Origin of the sequence: Aurantiacibacter suaedae, assembly GCF_005434915.1 — a bacterium.
GTDB lineage: Bacteria > Pseudomonadota > Alphaproteobacteria > Sphingomonadales > Sphingomonadaceae > Alteraurantiacibacter > Alteraurantiacibacter suaedae.
Map to the genome: position 1 here is coordinate 459,171 of NZ_SKCG01000001.1, position 15,998 is coordinate 475,168.

Annotated in this window: 17 protein-coding genes and 1 tRNA gene; 2 read left to right on the forward strand and 16 right to left on the reverse strand. The window is 61.3% G+C overall.

Annotated features, from left to right (window positions below; translation table 11 throughout):
* Positions 1 to 47 precede the first annotated feature (47 nt).
* Positions 48 to 515 (forward strand): transcription elongation factor GreA, encoded by a 468-nt coding sequence (greA, locus tag E0473_RS02080; protein ID WP_137679197.1) that lies wholly within the window; start codon positions 48 to 50, stop codon positions 513 to 515.
* Between the two features lie 43 nt (positions 516 to 558).
* Here greA and E0473_RS02085 read toward each other — a convergent pair whose 3' ends face one another.
* From E0473_RS02085 to E0473_RS02105, 5 genes are all read right to left on the reverse strand, one after another.
* A complete protein-coding gene (locus E0473_RS02085) occupies positions 559 to 792 on the reverse strand; it encodes a DUF4170 domain-containing protein (protein WP_137679198.1) in 234 nt (77 codons plus the stop codon).
* 93 nt (positions 793 to 885) lie between these two features.
* Positions 886 to 1,377, reverse strand: a complete 492-nt coding sequence (locus tag E0473_RS02090) for a hypothetical protein (protein ID WP_137679199.1) — start codon at positions 1,375 to 1,377, stop codon at positions 886 to 888.
* The gene (locus E0473_RS02095) at positions 1,374 to 1,751 is read right to left on the reverse strand and encodes a hypothetical protein (protein ID WP_137679200.1); all 378 of its coding nucleotides are present in this window, start codon (positions 1,749 to 1,751) and stop codon (positions 1,374 to 1,376) included. The genes E0473_RS02090 and E0473_RS02095 overlap by 4 nt, the downstream gene beginning before the upstream one ends.
* Positions 1,744 to 2,208 carry a phage holin family protein gene (locus tag E0473_RS02100; RefSeq protein ID WP_137679201.1) on the reverse strand — a complete coding sequence of 155 codons (465 nt, stop codon included), beginning with the start codon at positions 2,206 to 2,208 and terminating at the stop codon, positions 1,744 to 1,746. The genes E0473_RS02095 and E0473_RS02100 overlap by 8 nt, the downstream gene beginning before the upstream one ends.
* A 3-nt stretch (positions 2,209 to 2,211) precedes the next feature.
* Positions 2,212 to 2,706, reverse strand: coding sequence for a hypothetical protein (locus E0473_RS02105; protein WP_241657293.1), 495 nt, complete (start codon positions 2,704 to 2,706; stop codon positions 2,212 to 2,214).
* A 180-nt stretch (positions 2,707 to 2,886) separates the two neighbouring features.
* On the opposite strand from E0473_RS02105, the gene eno reads away from it, so the two are divergent.
* Entirely contained in the window at positions 2,887 to 4,173 is a 1,287-nt protein-coding gene (eno, locus tag E0473_RS02110) for a phosphopyruvate hydratase (RefSeq protein ID WP_137679202.1), read from the forward strand.
* A gap of 30 nt (positions 4,174 to 4,203) precedes the next feature.
* Here eno and E0473_RS02115 read toward each other — a convergent pair whose 3' ends face one another.
* The 11 genes from E0473_RS02115 to E0473_RS02165 form a co-directional block, all read right to left on the reverse strand.
* The gene (locus E0473_RS02115) at positions 4,204 to 4,515 is read right to left on the reverse strand and encodes a hypothetical protein (RefSeq protein ID WP_137679203.1); all 312 of its coding nucleotides are present in this window, start codon (positions 4,513 to 4,515) and stop codon (positions 4,204 to 4,206) included.
* Between the two features lie 203 nt (positions 4,516 to 4,718).
* Complete coding sequence (locus E0473_RS02120) at positions 4,719 to 5,645, reverse strand: aldo/keto reductase (RefSeq protein WP_137679204.1); 927 nt, start codon at positions 5,643 to 5,645, stop codon at positions 4,719 to 4,721.
* The gene (gene ribH, locus E0473_RS02125; protein ID WP_137680016.1) at positions 5,642 to 6,061 is read right to left on the reverse strand and encodes a 6,7-dimethyl-8-ribityllumazine synthase; all 420 of its coding nucleotides are present in this window, start codon (positions 6,059 to 6,061) and stop codon (positions 5,642 to 5,644) included. The genes E0473_RS02120 and ribH overlap by 4 nt, the downstream gene beginning before the upstream one ends.
* 2 nt (positions 6,062 to 6,063) lie before the next feature.
* Positions 6,064 to 7,353: a 3,4-dihydroxy-2-butanone-4-phosphate synthase gene (gene ribB, locus E0473_RS02130; protein ID WP_137679205.1), complete on the reverse strand. Its 1,290-nt coding sequence runs from the start codon at positions 7,351 to 7,353 to the stop codon at positions 6,064 to 6,066.
* A gap of 90 nt (positions 7,354 to 7,443) precedes the next feature.
* Positions 7,444 to 8,607: an alpha-hydroxy acid oxidase gene (locus E0473_RS02135; RefSeq protein ID WP_137679206.1), complete on the reverse strand. Its 1,164-nt coding sequence runs from the start codon at positions 8,605 to 8,607 to the stop codon at positions 7,444 to 7,446.
* 8 nt (positions 8,608 to 8,615) lie between these two features.
* Positions 8,616 to 9,344 (reverse strand): SDR family oxidoreductase, encoded by a 729-nt coding sequence (locus tag E0473_RS02140; protein ID WP_137679207.1) that lies wholly within the window; start codon positions 9,342 to 9,344, stop codon positions 8,616 to 8,618.
* Between the two features lie 132 nt (positions 9,345 to 9,476).
* Positions 9,477 to 10,607 carry a hybrid sensor histidine kinase/response regulator gene (locus E0473_RS02145; protein WP_137679208.1) on the reverse strand — a complete coding sequence of 377 codons (1,131 nt, stop codon included), beginning with the start codon at positions 10,605 to 10,607 and terminating at the stop codon, positions 9,477 to 9,479.
* Positions 10,604 to 11,170: a chemotaxis protein CheB gene (locus E0473_RS02150; protein ID WP_137679209.1), complete on the reverse strand. Its 567-nt coding sequence runs from the start codon at positions 11,168 to 11,170 to the stop codon at positions 10,604 to 10,606. The genes E0473_RS02145 and E0473_RS02150 overlap by 4 nt, the downstream gene beginning before the upstream one ends.
* Positions 11,167 to 12,006, reverse strand: a complete 840-nt coding sequence (locus tag E0473_RS02155; RefSeq protein WP_137679210.1) for a CheR family methyltransferase — start codon at positions 12,004 to 12,006, stop codon at positions 11,167 to 11,169. Before E0473_RS02155 ends, E0473_RS02150 begins: the two co-directional genes overlap by 4 nt.
* Positions 11,991 to 15,320 carry a response regulator gene (locus E0473_RS02160; protein WP_137680017.1) on the reverse strand — a complete coding sequence of 1,110 codons (3,330 nt, stop codon included), beginning with the start codon at positions 15,318 to 15,320 and terminating at the stop codon, positions 11,991 to 11,993. The genes E0473_RS02155 and E0473_RS02160 overlap by 16 nt, the downstream gene beginning before the upstream one ends.
* A 586-nt stretch (positions 15,321 to 15,906) precedes the next feature.
* Positions 15,907 to 15,982: transfer RNA gene (locus E0473_RS02165), tRNA-Lys, on the reverse strand.
* Positions 15,983 to 15,998 lie beyond the last annotated feature (16 nt).

Below are 15,998 nucleotides of genomic sequence, written 5' to 3' on the forward strand. Positions count from 1 at the left end.
GGAGGGAGCCGCTTTGACGGGCGAGGGCGGACTGGACAGGGAATACGATGGAAAAGGTGCCGATGCTGGCGGAAGGCTACGAAAAGCTGACCGCAGATTTGAAGGCTTTGCGGGATGAGCGTCCGCGTATTGTCGATGCGATCGAGGAAGCCCGCGCCCACGGCGATCTGTCGGAAAACGCCGAATACCATGCCGCGAAAGAGCGGCAGGGGCAGGTCGAAGCGCAAATTTCAGATATCGAGGACAAGGTCAGCCGCGCCCAGATCATCGACCCGACCACGCTTTCGGGCGACCGGGTGGTGTTCGGCGCGACCGTCACCGTGCTCGACGAGGACGACAAGGCCTCGACCTACCAGATCGTCGGCATGGCGGAGAGCGATGCCAAGCAGGGCCGCATCTCTTACGAAAGCCCGCTGGCCCGGGCGCTGATCGGCAAATCGAAGGGCGACGAGGTCGAAGTGACCGTGCCCTCGGGCGAAAAGTTCTATCTGATCGAGAAGATCGAATTCATCTGATACCAAAAAGGCCCGGACGCTGATCCGGGCCTTTTCGTTTGGGTCATTCGCCGTCGAGCGAGGGTTCGAACAGCTTGTGCAGATGCACGATCACATATTTCATTTCCGCATCGTCAACCGTGCGCTGCGCCCAACCGCGCCAGGCTTCCTGCGCACTGGTGAAGTCGGGAAAGAAGCCGACGACGTGGATGTCCTTCAGATCCTGGAACTCGACTGAGCGGGGATCTTTTACCCGCCCACCGATTACGAGATGCAGAAGTTGTTCGGACGAGGGCATGAAGCACAGCCTTTCTGATTGAGGAGAAAATTTCTCCCCGCTCTATCGTCTGGCTCGAATGGTGCAAGGTCGCAAATCGCCTCGCGTTGATGCCTAGTGTATCTTGAACGCCCGCATGATCGACTTGCCGACCTCACGCCCGGCAATCCGCGCATCGTCACCGGCATTCCTAGCGCGATACTTTGCATCGCGGCGGGCGCGCCGTGCCTTGTCGTTAGCGCTGTCGGCAAGGTCGGCCAGCTTGCGCTTGCCCTCTTTCCCGGCATGTCCGGCGTCGTCGCGCAGTTCGGCGAGGAAACCCATGGCCATCTCGCTACCCAATGCAGCAAGGCCAGCAGCCTTCGCACCCGTGCGCGCAGCGGCGCGGCGCGGCGTCTTGAACAGACTCGCGATCATCACCCCGGCGACGACACCGCCAGCAACAGTGGTGACCGGGTGCTCCTTGGCAAAGGCCGTGAACTTGTCTTTCGCTTCGACCGCACCTGCCTTGGCACTGTCACCCAGTTTCTTGGCGCGACGCGTGGCCTCGCTATCCTGGCCTGCTTCAATCCGCTCTTTAAGGGCAGCGCGTTTATCATCGCTCATGCTTGTGTCTCCGCTGGAAGTTTCTGTTCATTTACCGAACGATCATCCCCGCCAGCTTGTTCCGTTTCAGCGGCATCATCTTCATCGTCATCGTCAAAAAGATCACGCACGATGGCAGCCAATGGCTCGCGCAACAGCCACAAGGCAATTGCCGCAATAAGCGCTGCGACCACCCCGCCGACCTGAACCTTGTGACCGGACAGATAGTCGCGCGCATCGTCACCGAGGTCGTGGGCGCGAGTTGTCAAATCCGGGCCGGAATGTGCTTCGTGGTCCACCTCGCGCTTGAGATGCGCAACATCGGCAAGAACCAGCGCCCGCGCGGCATCGCGCAGCATCCGGTCTTCGCGCAGCTGGCGTTCGAGATCAGACATGGGGGCTATCCTCCAGCGCGCCATCGCCTTGGGCGAAGGCGCTTTTGATCGAGCCAAGCGCGCGCCGCGCACCGCGCACGCACAACCACGCAAGCAGCAGCAGCACGAGCACGACAATAGCCGTCGCACCCCAGGCCGTTACGATCGGGATAAGCGCGATCAGCAGACCAATGGTCAGCCCGACTGCCGCGAGCAGGACGAGCACGATAGCGACGATGCCCAAGGCAATCGCCGTAACCAGTCGATTGCCAGCCAGGCGCGCGCGGGTTTTCTGGAACGCGAACTCGGCGTCGAAATAGTTGAGCGCATCGCTGGCGAGCGCCCCCATATCCTCGGCCAGAGTGCGCACAAAAGGCTCGTCGGGAGCAGAGCCCGGCGAGCCTTTTTGCCTTTGTCCCGGCTGATCCTCAGGATCGGGGCCGGGCACTGCGGTTGGGTCAGGCGTATTGGTTGCCACGCGTTAGCGACGGAACAGACGCGAAACCATGAAACCGGCGATGGCGGCAATGCCGACTGCGGTCGCGGGGCTCTTGCGAATAGCCTCACGCGCATCCTCGCTCAGTTCCTCGTAGCTCTTCTCATTCAGCGTCTTGGCAGAGTCGGTGAGGTAACCCGAAGCGCGGCGAGCGTAGTCTCCATATTTGGCGCCGAACTTCTCGTCGATCATGGCGGCGTTCTCGTCCACCAGCTTCGAAAGGCTGACGAGCGCATCGCTAGCCTTGGTCTTTCCTTCAACGGCAAGATCGCCTGCCCGGGCCATCGCATCGTCGGCCATGTCATGCCCGCGTGCGCTGGCTTCACCCTTAAGAGCGGCAGCGCCGGCCTTGGCTTCGCCGATAGCGGCATTGAAGCGCGACTTCGCCTCTTCAGTTCCCGCGGTCGAGGTCGGCTCGGGGGCGGTCACAGCAGTGGCGGTGGCAGGCTTGGGAGCTTCGGTCTTCTGAGTAGGAGCCATGGTATTCCCTTTCTTGCGAAGTGCTCCGGACATGACTTCCGGTGCGCACGAATTCTTACACAGGGGTATCGTGAAGATAATACACCCACTTTCAAGACTCCAACGCGGCTTGCCCTTGAATGTTCCGCCGCATAGGAGGCGCAAAACCACGTCACGCATAACCATTTGGAGCGCCTTGCAATGACCGCCATTATCGACATCCATGGCCGCGAAATCCTCGACAGCCGGGGCAACCCCACGGTCGAGGTCGACATCCTGCTCGAAGACGGCAGCTTCGGCCGCGCGGCGGTGCCTTCGGGCGCCTCGACCGGCGCGCACGAGGCGGTGGAACTGCGCGATGGCGAGAAGGGCCGCTATCTGGGCAAGGGCGTGCTGAAGGCGGTTGAAGCCGTGAACACCGAGATCGCCGATGCGCTGCTCGGTCTCGACGCGGAAGATCAGCGCGATCTCGACTATGCGATGATCGAGCTGGACGGCACCGCCAACAAGGCGCGTCTGGGTGCGAACGCCATCCTAGGCGTCAGCCTCGCAGCCGCCAAGGCTGCCGCCAATGCGCGCGGTCTGCCGCTCTATTCCTATGTCGGCGGCGTATCGGCCCATGTGCTGCCGACGCCGATGATGAACATCGTCAATGGCGGCGAACATGCCGACAACCCGATCGACGTGCAGGAATTCATGGTGATGCCGGTTGGCGCGGAAACGCTGGCCGAGGGCGTACGCTGGGGCGCGGAAATCTTCCACACGCTGAAGAAGGGCCTGGCCGAGAAGGGTCTGTCGACCTCGGTCGGCGACGAGGGCGGCTTTGCCCCGAACCTGGCTGGCACGCGCGATGCACTCGATTTCATCATGGCCTCGATCGAGAAAGCCGGGTTCAAGCCGGGCGAAGACATCATGCTGGCGCTCGACTGCGCATCGACCGAGTTCTTCTCCGATGGCCGTTATGATCTGGCGGGCGAGCAGCTGTCGCTGAATTCGCAGGAAATGGCCGAATATCTGGCCAAGCTGTGCGCCGACTATCCGATCAAGTCGATCGAGGACGGCATGGCCGAAGACGACTTCGAAGGCTGGAAGGCGCTGACCGACATGATCGGCGACAAGGTCCAGCTGGTGGGTGACGACCTGTTCGTGACCAACCCCAAGCGCCTGTCCATGGGCATCGAGCAGGGCCTCGCCAACTCGATGCTGGTGAAGGTGAACCAGATCGGCTCGCTGACCGAAACGCTGGAAGCGGTCGAGATCGCGCACCGTGCCGGCTACACCAACGTGATGAGCCACCGCTCGGGCGAAACCGAAGATGCGACGATTGCCGACCTGGCGGTCGCCACCAACTGCGGCCAGATCAAGACCGGCTCGCTCGCCCGTTCGGACCGGCTGGCGAAGTACAACCAGCTGATCCGTATCGAGGAAGAGCTGGGCAGCGGCGCGCGCTATGCGGGCAAGGGCTGCTTCGGGCGTCTGGGCGGCTAAACAGATCGGCGGGCCGGGCAGGGGGCGACGCTAAGGCTCCTGCTCGGCCTCGACCTCATGCTCGATCTCTTTCTCGATCGGCTCCATCCGCTCCATCACCTTGCGGTTCTTGCGGCTGAGCAGATATTGCCACACGCCCCATGCGTTGATGATCAGCAAGATGGCATTCATCGCCGCGATCGGCAGCGCGTCGGAGGTCAGCCCCGAGATGACCCAGGTAATCGACACCAGACAGAACAGGATGAAGCCGTAGCCTGTTGCGCGTCGGCCCAGGTCGGCAGCGATCAGGCCAGCGGCGAGCATCGTGCCGATGGCGGCGATCCATTCGAGAGGTCCGTTCATACAGGCCAGAGCGCTGATGGGTGCCGGGTGGTTCCCGATCAGCCGAACTCTGAATTGTGTCGGACCGTGAAATCACATCACGATGTGATTTTTGCAGAACATGATATTGCGAGAACTGGCGTACCCGTTGGCCAACGGCCAGCGCCCGCAAGATCGCGCGATTGAACCAATTGTACCCGCGTTCTGGGGACCACTAAACCGTTTCAGGCACCCGCGTCGGTGAGCTTCGCAATCTGGCTTTCGCTCAGCGTCAGATTGACTGCCTCGAAGTGCAGATCGAGCTGTTCTGGCTTGCTCGCACTGGCAATGGGCGCGGTGATGCCAGGCTGCGCAGCCAGCCAGGCGAGCGCAACCGCGCCAAGGCTGTCACCAGTTTCTGCGGCCACTTCGTCGAGCGCCGGGAGCACCTTCAAACCCTTGTCGAAAAATCGCTCGATACTTGATCCGCGGCTGCTCTGCTCAAGATCTTCGCGCGTGCGATACTTTCCTGTGAGAAAACCGGCGGCAAGACCGAACCACGGATAGTGTGCAATCCCCGCCTCTTCACAATAGGTCTGAAGTTCGGCATCGAAGCCATTGCGAACAACGAGGTTGTACTCGTTCTGCAACACGGTGAACCGCGCGGCTCCCGCAGCTTCGGCGGCCTCGTTCAGCGAGCGCAAGCGTGCGGCCGAGTAATTCGATGCGCCCAGTTCGCGCACCTTTCCCTCGGCAACCAGTTCGCCGAACCCGGCGGCAGTTTCGGCCTGCGGGGTCTGCTCTTCATCGCGGTGCGCGTAGTAGAGATCGACATAGTCGGTCTGCAGCCGGTCGAGGCTTTTCTCCAGCTCGCTGCGGACCTTGGCCGGATCGAGATCGCCCGGATCACCGTTCATGCCGGTCTTGGTGGCGATCAGCATGTCGGAACGCACTCCGCGTGCGTTGAGCCACTTGCCGATCACCGCCTCGCTCTCGCCGCCGACATGGCCTGGCACCCATACCGAGTAACCCTGCGCCGTATCGATCATCCGCCCGCCAGCTTCATAGAACCGGTCGAGCACGGCAAAGCTGGTGTCCTCATCGGCGGTGAAGCCGAACACATTGCCGCCCAGCACGATTGGCAAACCGCCGAAAGAAGGATGGTTGCTCACTGGAACTGCTCCTGCAATTCAAGCAGACGCATGGCCGCCACTGCCGCCTCGCCGCCCTTGTTCTTCTGCGCCGGATCAGCACGCACCAGCGCCTGCTGCTCGTTCTCCACGGTGAGAATACCGTTGCCGATCGCGACCGCGTCCATGGTCAGCGCCATGATCGCGCGCGCACTTTCGCCGGCGACGATTTCGAAGTGATAGGTCTCGCCCCGGATCACCACGCCGATGGCGACAAAGCCGTCGTAGCGGCCACTTTCAGCAGCAAGCGCAATCGCACCCGGCACCTCAAGCGCGCCCGGAACGGTGAGCACGTCCACACTGTGTCCGGCGTCTTCCAGCGCGGTGCGCGCGCCCGCGATCAAGAGGTCATTGAGGTGCTCATAAAAGCGGGCTTCGACAATAAGGAAACGGGCCATGGTCATTCGACTCCGCAGGCAATGGGACGTTCCCCGACAATCGACAGGCCATAGCCATCAAGGCCGACCAGCGAATGCGAGGTGTTGGTGAGCAGGATCATGTCGCGCACGCCAAGCTCGGTAAGGATCTGCGCGCCGACGCCGTAGTCGCGTTGCTCTTCCTCCGTCTCGCGCGGGCGGTCTTCAAGCGAACGGATCGCGCGCGAGGCGAATTCGGGGGAGGGCCTGTTGATCACCACCACAACGCCCGCACCTTCCTCGGCAATGGCCCGCATCGCGCCTTCGAGCAGGCCCGAGCGTTCGCCTTTATGCGCAAAGACATCGTCGAATACCGACAGCGCGTGCATCCGCACCAGCGTCGGTTTCTCGGGATCGATATGCCCTTTGACCAGCGCCAAGGTTTCGTTCTTGGTCGCCTTGTTCCACATGCTGATCGCGCGCCAGTCGTCGCCCCAAGCCGAAGCGAAACGGGCCTCTTCGCGCTTCTCGACGAGATTGTCGTTCTGGCGACGGTAGGCGATGAGATCGCGGATCGTGCCGATCTTCAACCGATGCTTGCGGGCAAAGGCGAGCAGCTGGTCGAAGCGGGCCATGGTCCCGTCTTCGTTCATGATCTCGCAGATCACACCGCTGGGGTTGAGCCCGGCGAGCCGCGAAATGTCCACCGCGGCCTCGGTATGGCCGGCGCGCACCAGAACGCCGCCCTCGCGCGCCACCAGCGGAAACACGTGGCCGGGGGTGACGATATCGTCCGGCCCCTTGGAAGCGTCGATCGCGACGGAGACGGTGCGGGCGCGGTCGGCGGCGCTGATCCCGGTGGTGACGCCCTCGCGCGCCTCGATGGCGACGGTAAAGGCGGTCTCGTGCCGAGTGCGGTTCTTTCGGCTCATCAGTTCAAGCCCAAGCGAATCGACACGCGTTTTGGACAGGGCCAGACAGATCAATCCGCGGCCATGGGTGGCCATGAAGTTGATCGCATCGGGCGTAGCCATCTGGGCGGGGATCACCAGATCGCCTTCGTTCTCGCGATCCTCGTCGTCGACCAGGATGAACATGCGTCCGTTGCGCGCTTCCTCGATCAGCTCCTCGATCCCGACCAGCACCGGGCTGTCGTCATTCTCCGACAGGAAGCGTTCGAGCTTGCCGAGCGTCTCGGCGGTTGGGTTCCACCCCGGCTCGGTGCAATCGCGCAGCGTGTTGGCATGAAGACCGGCAGCACGGGCGAGCCCCGCGCGGGTCATTTTGCCTTCCCCGATAAGGGCGAAAACCTTGGAAAGAACTAGATCGGACATGGCGCTTTCTCAAATCACATTACAATGTGACGCTTTGATAGGCATCACATTCGATGTGATCAACCATTGATCGAGCTACGTGGTCTCTTATCAAACTCGCGCTGGGCTGAATACCGAACGATCAAGCCCCTCAATGCTGGTGACGCCCAGATAGGCCATGGTACGCCGCAGCTCTTGCTCCAGCAAAGCGATAGCGCGCGCCACCCCGACTTCACCGCCTGCGGCAAGGCCATAGAGCGTCGCGCGGCCGATCAGCACGCCTTTTGCCCCTAAAGCCAGCGCCTTAGCGATGTCGCTGCCGCGCCGAATGCCGCTATCATACCACACATCGAGCCGCTCACCCGCAGCATCGAGCACGGCAGGCAGTGCATCAATGGCAGCAATCGAATAGTCCAGCGCCCGCCCGCCGTGGTTGGAGACGATCACAGCATCCAGGCCATACCGCGCCGCCAATACCGCATCGTCTGGATGCAGCACCCCCTTCACGACCATCTTGCCGCGCCACATATCGCGCAGCTCGGCGATCCCGTCCCAATCGAGGTTATCCTGCTTGAACTGCGCGCCGGGCATTCCGCCCTTACCGATCGAATGACGCAGATGCGGAGGCAGGTTCGCCTGTTGCGGCAGCTTGCCCTCGCGCAGCATGTATTGCCCGATCACACCCAGCAGCCAGCGCGGATGCATGAGCACATCGGCCACGTTCTGTCGGTTGGGTTTGAAGGGGATGCCAAAGCCGTTTCGGCTCAGATATTCGCGGTTGGGCGGAACCGGCAGATCAAGCGTAACGAACAGCGTATCGCAGCCGGCGGCTTGCGCACGGCGCACCACGTCGAACGACAGCTCCCGGTTTTCCCAGAGATAGAGCTGAAAGCAGACGCGGCCGGCTTCGGCCACGATCTGTTCGAGATTGAGCGTGCTGGCGCTGGAGATAGTAAACGGAATGCCCGCCGCGCGCGCCGCACGCGCCAGTGCGATATCGCCGTTGTAGTGGATCAGCCCCGCGGCACCGGTCGGGCCGATGGCGAAGGGCAGGGCGCTTTGCTCTCCCAGCAGACTGGCCGAGAGATCTATCTGCTCCACATTGCGCGCAACCCGCGGCACGAAGGTCAGCGCATCGAGCGCGGCCCTATTGCGCCCCATTCCCGTCTCATCCTCCACCCCGCGTTCGAGATACTCCCAAACGCCGCGCGGAAGGCGTGCTTCGGCCTTGCGGCGCAGATCGGCAATGTTCCAGCAGGCAAGGTCCGCCGACATCGCAGGTGTCAGCCGCGTCCGAGGAAGGGCAGCTTGTTCTGCACCATCAGCGCCTCATAGAAATTGAGGTGATCGGGCATGTCGCACATGTGGACGATGATGCCAGCAGCTTCCTCGGGTGTTGCCGCGAAGTTTTCGGGCAGCTTGACCGAGCCAGGCATGATCTCGGTTGCCACGATGCCGGGATGGAAGATCGACACCGCAATGTTCTGGTCGCGCCCGTCAACCGCGAGAGCATGGGTAAGCCCCGCAAGGCCGAATTTGCTGGCGGTGTACGAAGGGCACTCCGACCGCGGCACCTTGGCCGAGATCGATCCGACATTGACGATGCGCCCGTGCCCGCCCTTGAGGAAGATCGGCCAGGCATGTTTGGCGCACAGAAAGGCGCTGGTGAGGTTGGTGTTGATGACCTGCGACCACTGCTCGAGGCTGGTTTCGTGGACGGGAGTGTTCTCGGCGATACCGGCATTGTTGATCAGCACATCGACGGTGCCGAACTTCGCCACCGCCTGCGCGAACAGGTTGGCGACGGCATCTTCATCGGTAACATCGGTTGCAACGGCGAGGGCCTCGCCGCCCATGGCTTCGATTTTCTCGACGAGCCCTTTTAGGCGTTCGACCCGGCGCGCGGCCAGCACCACCTTCGCGCCACGGTTGACGAACTCAATCGCGCAAGCCTCCCCGATACCCGAACTCGCTCCGGTGACGACGACCACACGGCCAGCAAGGATCGACATGGGTTCTACTCTCCTCTCCCAGTTTGCGCCGGGACTACAGGAGGGCTGCGGCAAACGGAACCGCCAATTTTGCATCGAACAACGAGATGTTTGGCTTCAACAATCGATCGCGGTAACGAAGTGCCGCGAGAGCTATTGCACCAGCGGCAACTGCACTTCGAATGTGCTTCCTTCGCCAGGCGCGCTCTTGACCAGGTGGATTTCGCCACCATGCAGTTCGACAAGCTGTTTGACCAAGGCGAGACCAATCCCCAACCCGTCTCCAATAAACCCGCGGCCATTGTCCGATTGTTCAAACATTTCGAAGATGATTGATTGCTGTTCGGCCGGTATTCCGACGCCGTTATCGGCCACGGTGATGCTCACTTTATCACCTTGCGTCGACACGACCACGGTGATCTTTCCGCCATTTGGCGTATACCGTGCCGCGTTGCTGACAATGTTGCCAATGATCTGGATAAAGCGCGCCGGATCGACATTCAGAGTAACCGGATCATCAGGGACTTCGACCTGAAGTTCATGTCCGCTCGCCTCAATCGCCGGCCCGGCAATCTCAAGGGCTGGCGGCAAAATGTCGCTCAAAAGCACCATTTCCTTCCGCAGCGATATCTTGCCGTGCTCAATACGATTGATGTCGAGCAGATCATCGACGAGCCGTGTCATGTGACTGAGATGCCTTCGCATCGATTCACGCACGGTGGCGAGGTCGAGACCCTCTCTCGGCCGCTCGAGGAAATTCAGGCCGGCCAGCAATACTGCCAGCGGATTGCGCAATTCATGGGCGAGCACGCCAAGGAAGCGGTTTTTCTGCTGGTCGGCGGCCTGCAGCGCCGCCGTCAGAGTGGCAAGTTCGTCACGCTGCGAAGTGATCTGCTGGCGCTGAACATATAGATCAAAAAAGACCTTTGATTTCGATCGGAGGATATCGGCTTCGATCGGCTTTTGAATGAAATCGACGGCACCGGCTTCATACCCGCGAAACTTGCGCGTCGCGTCTCCGCTTCCGGCGGTGAGAAATATGATCGGAATGTGCCGCGAACGCTCGTTCGCGCGCATGATTTCAGCCAGCTCGAAGCCATCCATGCCGGGCATCTGCACGTCAAGCAGGGCGAGGGCATACTCGTTGCCAAGCATCAGTTCGAGCGCATCCTCGCCGCTGCGCGCCTTGTGCAGTTCAAGACCCTCGCGTGCCAGCAGAGCGTCAAGCGCGAGGAGATTTTCCTCCAGGTCATCGACCAACAGGAACTTCACGTTGTGGGTCATCGCGCGAGCATCGCCTCCAAAGCATGTTCGATTTCTTCGAGCCGCATCGCCTGTGCATCGGGGCACGCGGCTAGGGCAGCTTCAGGCATGGTCGCAACTTCGGCCGTTGCCGGGGTCTGCACGATGCCGTGCCCCCCAGCCGCACACACGGCCCGCAAGCCCTGCGCACCATCATAGTTCGCCCCCGTCATAACGATCCCGACAGTGCCCGGGCCAAAGGCATCCGCTGCGCTTTCGAACAGGACGTCGATTGCCGGGCGAGAGTAGTTGACTGCCTCGTCGGACGACAGGGCAATCGTGCCGCTGGTCTCTACCAGCAGGTGATAATCGGGCGGCGCGAAATAGATCGTGCCGGGTGCAAGCGGCTCCTTGTCCTCGGCTTCCTTTACCGCGAGCTGGCATTTGTTTGCAAACAGCGCGACCAGCGCATTTTTTCGCCGGGGCGGGACATGGACGACGACCAGCACCGGCGCCGGAAAGTCGGCCGGCAAGGCCGGAAGCACATGCGACAGGGCCTGCACCCCGCCTGCCGACGTACCGATTACGACAGCCCGCACGCTCATCGCGCGTTTCTCCGGTATATCCGTTCGGTACGCACGAAATCGGCAAACTGATTGGCGTGGGCGGAAAAGCGCAGGCTCTCTTTCGAACCAATGCCCAGGAAGCCGCCACGCACGAGCGATTCTCCGAACAGGCCGACGACCCGGTCCTGCAATTCGCGATCGAAATAGATGAGCACGTTGCGGCAGGAAATCAGATGCATCTCGCCAAAGGCGGCGTCCGTCACCAGGCTATGATCGGAAAAGACGGTGCGCTTCCGCAGCGACTTGTCGAACACGGCCCGGTCGTAGTTCGCGGTGTAATGGTCGGATAGCGACGAGTGCCCGCCCGAGAGGCGGTGGTTCTCCGTAAAGAGGCGAATGCGGTCGAGCGGGTAGACACCCGCCTGCGCCGCACGCAGCGCTGCCGGATTGATGTCCGTCGCGTAGAACATCGTGCGGTCGGCAAGCCCTTCTTCAGCAAACAGAATCGATAGCGAATAGAGTTCCTCGCCGTGGCTACACCCTGCAACCCAGACCTTGAGCGAGGGGTAGGTGCGCAGATGTGGCACCACCTTCTCGCGCAAAGCGCGGAAATAAGAAGGGTCGCGGAACATCTCGCTTACCTGCACGGTAAGGAAGTTCAGCAGGCGCGGCAGGATCGTCTCGTCGTGAAGGACCGCCGACTGGATGGCGGATATGCTGTCATAGCCCAGTTGCGTTCGCGCCTGCAGCAGGCGGCGCTTGATCGACGCGCGGGCATAGTGGCGGAAATCGTAATGATAGTGGCGATAGAGCGCATCCAGCAGCAGCTGAATTTCGATATCCTCGATGCTCTCGCTCACTACCTCGGCATCCATACGCGCACCAGCGACAGCAGCTTATCCACGTCGATCGGCTTGGCCATGTAATCGTTGGCGCCCGCATCGATGCACTTCTGCTGATCGTCGGGCATTGCCTTGGCCGTGAGCATGACTATCGGCAGCTTTTTCCAGTGCGGATCGACCCGGATCTTACGGGCGGCGGCGAGGCCATCCATCACGGGCATCATCACGTCCATCAGCACGAGATCGATGGCCTTCGCGGGGTCGTCGACCGCTTCGGCGAGTGCGTCGAGCGCTTCTTGGCCGTTCCGCGCGATCCGCGTTGATGCGCCGCGCGGTTCAAGCACGCTGGTGAGCGAGTAAACGTTGCGCACGTCGTCCTCGACGATGAGGATGCGCCTGCCTTCGAGCGCCGCATCGCGGTGGCGCGCCTTCTCGATCATCTGGCGCTGCTCTGGCGGCAGGTCTGACACAACCCGGTGCAGAAACAGCGATACCTCGTCCAGCAACCGTTCGGGCGACTTCGCACCCTTTATGATGATCGAACTGGAATAGCGGCGGAGGCGCTGTTCTTCATCCGACGACAGATCGCGGCCCGTATATACGATGACCGGCGGGAAGGGCCCGCCCTCATCTTCGCTCAACGTTTCAAGCAGCGAGAAACCGGAAGCATCGGGCAGGGACAGGTCGAGAACCATGCAGTCGTACTGACCACTGCGCAGTTCCTCCAGGCATTCGGCAGCGGTACCGACCCCGACGGTTTCAACGTCTTGCGAGCTGAGCAATTTGCCGACCGCATCGCGCTGGACCTCGTCGTCTTCCACGATCAGCACCCGTCGCACGCTCGACGCGAGTTTCTCCTGCAACCCCGAAAGCACGGCAGCGAGGCGTTCGCGCGGGGCCGGCTTTTCCAAAAAGCCGACTGCACCAAGCGCCAGCGCAGTCTGGCTCTGGTCAGAACCTGAGATCACATGGATCGGAATGTGCCGCGTCTCTTCCTCATGCTTGAGCTGGTCGAGCACGGTAAGGCCGGACTGGTCCGGCAAGCCGATATCAAGCACGATTGCGCTCGGCTTGTATTCGCGAGCAAGCTCTATCGCTTCCTGCGCTGTTCCGGTGACGATACACTGGAAACCCAGTTCGCGGGAAAGGTCGCACACGATGCCAGCAAAGGTGGCGTCATCCTCGATTACCAGCAGCAGACGCTTGCCTTCCGTCAGGGCCTTTCGGTCATCTTCGACGGCGGCCGCGCTGGCCTTGGCTGGCTTCGACTTGCCCGACTGCATCTGGCCCGACGGGCGCGCAGGTGCTTTCCCTGCCTGTGCCGGCTCTTCGCCAGAGGGCGCGACCTGTCGCGGCGCAACTTTGGCAGGATCATAGCTCGTCGGCACCGTCACCACGAAGGTGCTACCCTTGCCCGGCTCACTTTCCAGCCGAATGGTTCCGCCCAGCAAACGGACCAGCTCGCGCGAAATGGACAAGCCGAGACCTGTCCCGCCAAACCTGCGACTGATCGTGCCGTCAGCCTGCCGGAAGGCTTCGAAGATCGCCTCGCGCTGGGCTTCATCGATGCCAATGCCGGTGTCGGCCACTGCGAAGTCGACCGTATCGTCTTCACCTTGTGAGATGGTCAGCGCAACGCTGCCCTCCTCCGTGAACTTTATCGCGTTCGAGAGAAGGTTCTTCAAAACCTGCTCCAGCCTCAGGCGATCGGTTTCGATCGAACCGGGCGCATCTGGCTGTATGGTCAGAGCCAGCTCCAGACCGCGCTGCTGCGCCAGCGGCTCGAACACCTTGCGCAGATCTGTCGCGAGGCGCTCGGTCGCGACCGCTGCGGCGTCGATTTCCACGTGACCCGCCTCGATCTTCGAAAGGTCGAGGATATCGTTGATGAGAGTCAGAAGGTCGTTACCGGAAGATTCAATCGTGCGGGCGAACTTGACCTGATCGGCATTCAGGTTGCCATCCGGATTGTCGCCGAGAAGCTTCGACAGGATCAGCAGCGAATTGAGCGGCGTGCGCAATTCGTGGCTCATGTTCGCCAGGAAATCCGATTTGTACTGGCTCGCCTGCTCCAACTCGCGCGCCTTGAGCTGTAGCGAGGCTGTCGCGCGTTTCAGCTCGTCGCGTTGGCCTTCGAGCGTCTCCGCCTGCTCTTCGAGCTGGCTGTTGGTCTGTTCGAGTTCGACCTGCTGAAGTTCGAGCCGTGCCTGGGATTCCTTCAGCGCGTTGCCTTGCTCTTCAAGTTCCTCGTTGGAAACCCGCAGTTCCTCGCTTTGGGCCTGCAATTCGCCGGCCTGCTGCTGGGTTTCCTCAAGTGCCTCCTGCAGTCGCTCGCGGAAGCGTGCAGAGCGAAGCGCAATGCCGATCGAGCCGGAAACGGTGTCGAGCAGTTCGAGCGTTCTTTCGTCCACTTCGTCGAAGAAGCCGAGCTCGACCACCGCATTCACGTCACCCTCGTTGAACATGGGGGCCACCACGAGGTTTCGCGGGGCGTCGCTCCCCAACGCGGATCCGATCTTGAGATAACCGGCGGGAATTTCTGCAAGAGTGGTTGCGCGCGCATCGGTCGCGACTTTGCCGAGGAGGCCTTCGTTCAGCCCGAACTTTTCCGGCACGGAGGAGGCGTCCGCCACGCCGAGCATTGCCACGCGCCTGAATATGCCATGCTCGCCCTTGAAAAGCGCGCCGCCATTAGCGCCGCTTCTTTCGGCAAGGAACGAGAGCACTGCGGCACCCACTTCATGCACCGACTTCTCGCCTCGCATTGCCTCGCTCAATTCAACCTGAGCGGACTGCAGCCACCGCTGGCGGTCTCGAGTACGATTGGTGCGCGCCAGGATGATATAGATCGCTACGGTAAGGACGATCCCGATCAGGCTGGTGACCAGGGCGCTGACGATCGCGCGGCGGGACGCCGCCGCCAGTTCGGCGACGCGCTCCTCGCGTTCCACGACCTCTTCGCGAGTCATCCGCGCCATCTGCTGACGGATCGCGTCCATTGCGAGCTTGCCGCGATCGCTGTCGGTCAAGTCGACCGCTGCCGCCATTCCTGCCTCACGCCGGATCCGGATCGCCCTTTCCGCAAAACGAAATTTGGTATCGACCGCGGCGCGCAGCGAGCGAAGGCTTCGGCGCTGAACAGTGCTGTATTGGGTCAGCGTTTCTAGCTCAGACAGGCTGGTCTGCGCGGCGGCGACACCCTGGTGATAAGGTTCGAGGTATTTGTCGTCGCCAGTAAGAACGAAGCCGCGCTGGCCGGTTTCCGTATCAAGCGCCGCGATCAGCAGGGCATCGAGCGTGGTGAGCACCTCGTGGGTGTTGCGGATGCGCGCCTCGTTTTCCTGCATACCGAGGATATTGGTGGATGCAGCATAGGCGGCGGCGAGGAAAAACCCGACACCGACAAGCAGGCCGATAAGCGAACCGCGACTGAGAGAATCACGCAGGCCATGCTTCGATTTCACGTTATGCAAGATGCTCGAACCTTATGAACAAGATGCTGGCCTTAGTGTTACTCCACAATCGCAAGCAACATTTTTCGCTCGGTGATCCGTGCGTTCGCTGATCGACGCCCCAAACGTTTGCGGATGTTCTTTGCTGGCCGAATGGATCGATGGCCAGTACCCATGCAATATCGTGTAACTGGCTTAGTTGAACATGCTGCGACTGATCATCTTGCTCTGGAGTTAGGCGCGCATTCAGATCTACCGATACCGGTGGCGACGACGGATGCTCAGATAGCTCTTGCAAGGTTCCCGGCCGGAGCTTCGTCCCTGCTTTGTGCTTGATGTCATCAGCTAGTCGCGGGCAAGCCAGCCTTGTTATCAGTGGCCACCAACTCTGGCATATGAGCTACAGGCTACAACATGACACCCATCGCAACGAGTCACGCCAGATCACACTCTGCAAGAGTTTGTCTTTTAAGAAGAAAAATGGTGGACGCACTAGGGCTCGAACCTAGGACCCGCTGATTAAGAGTCAGCTGCTCTACCAACTGAGCTATGCGTCCACACCGGCTTTTTCCG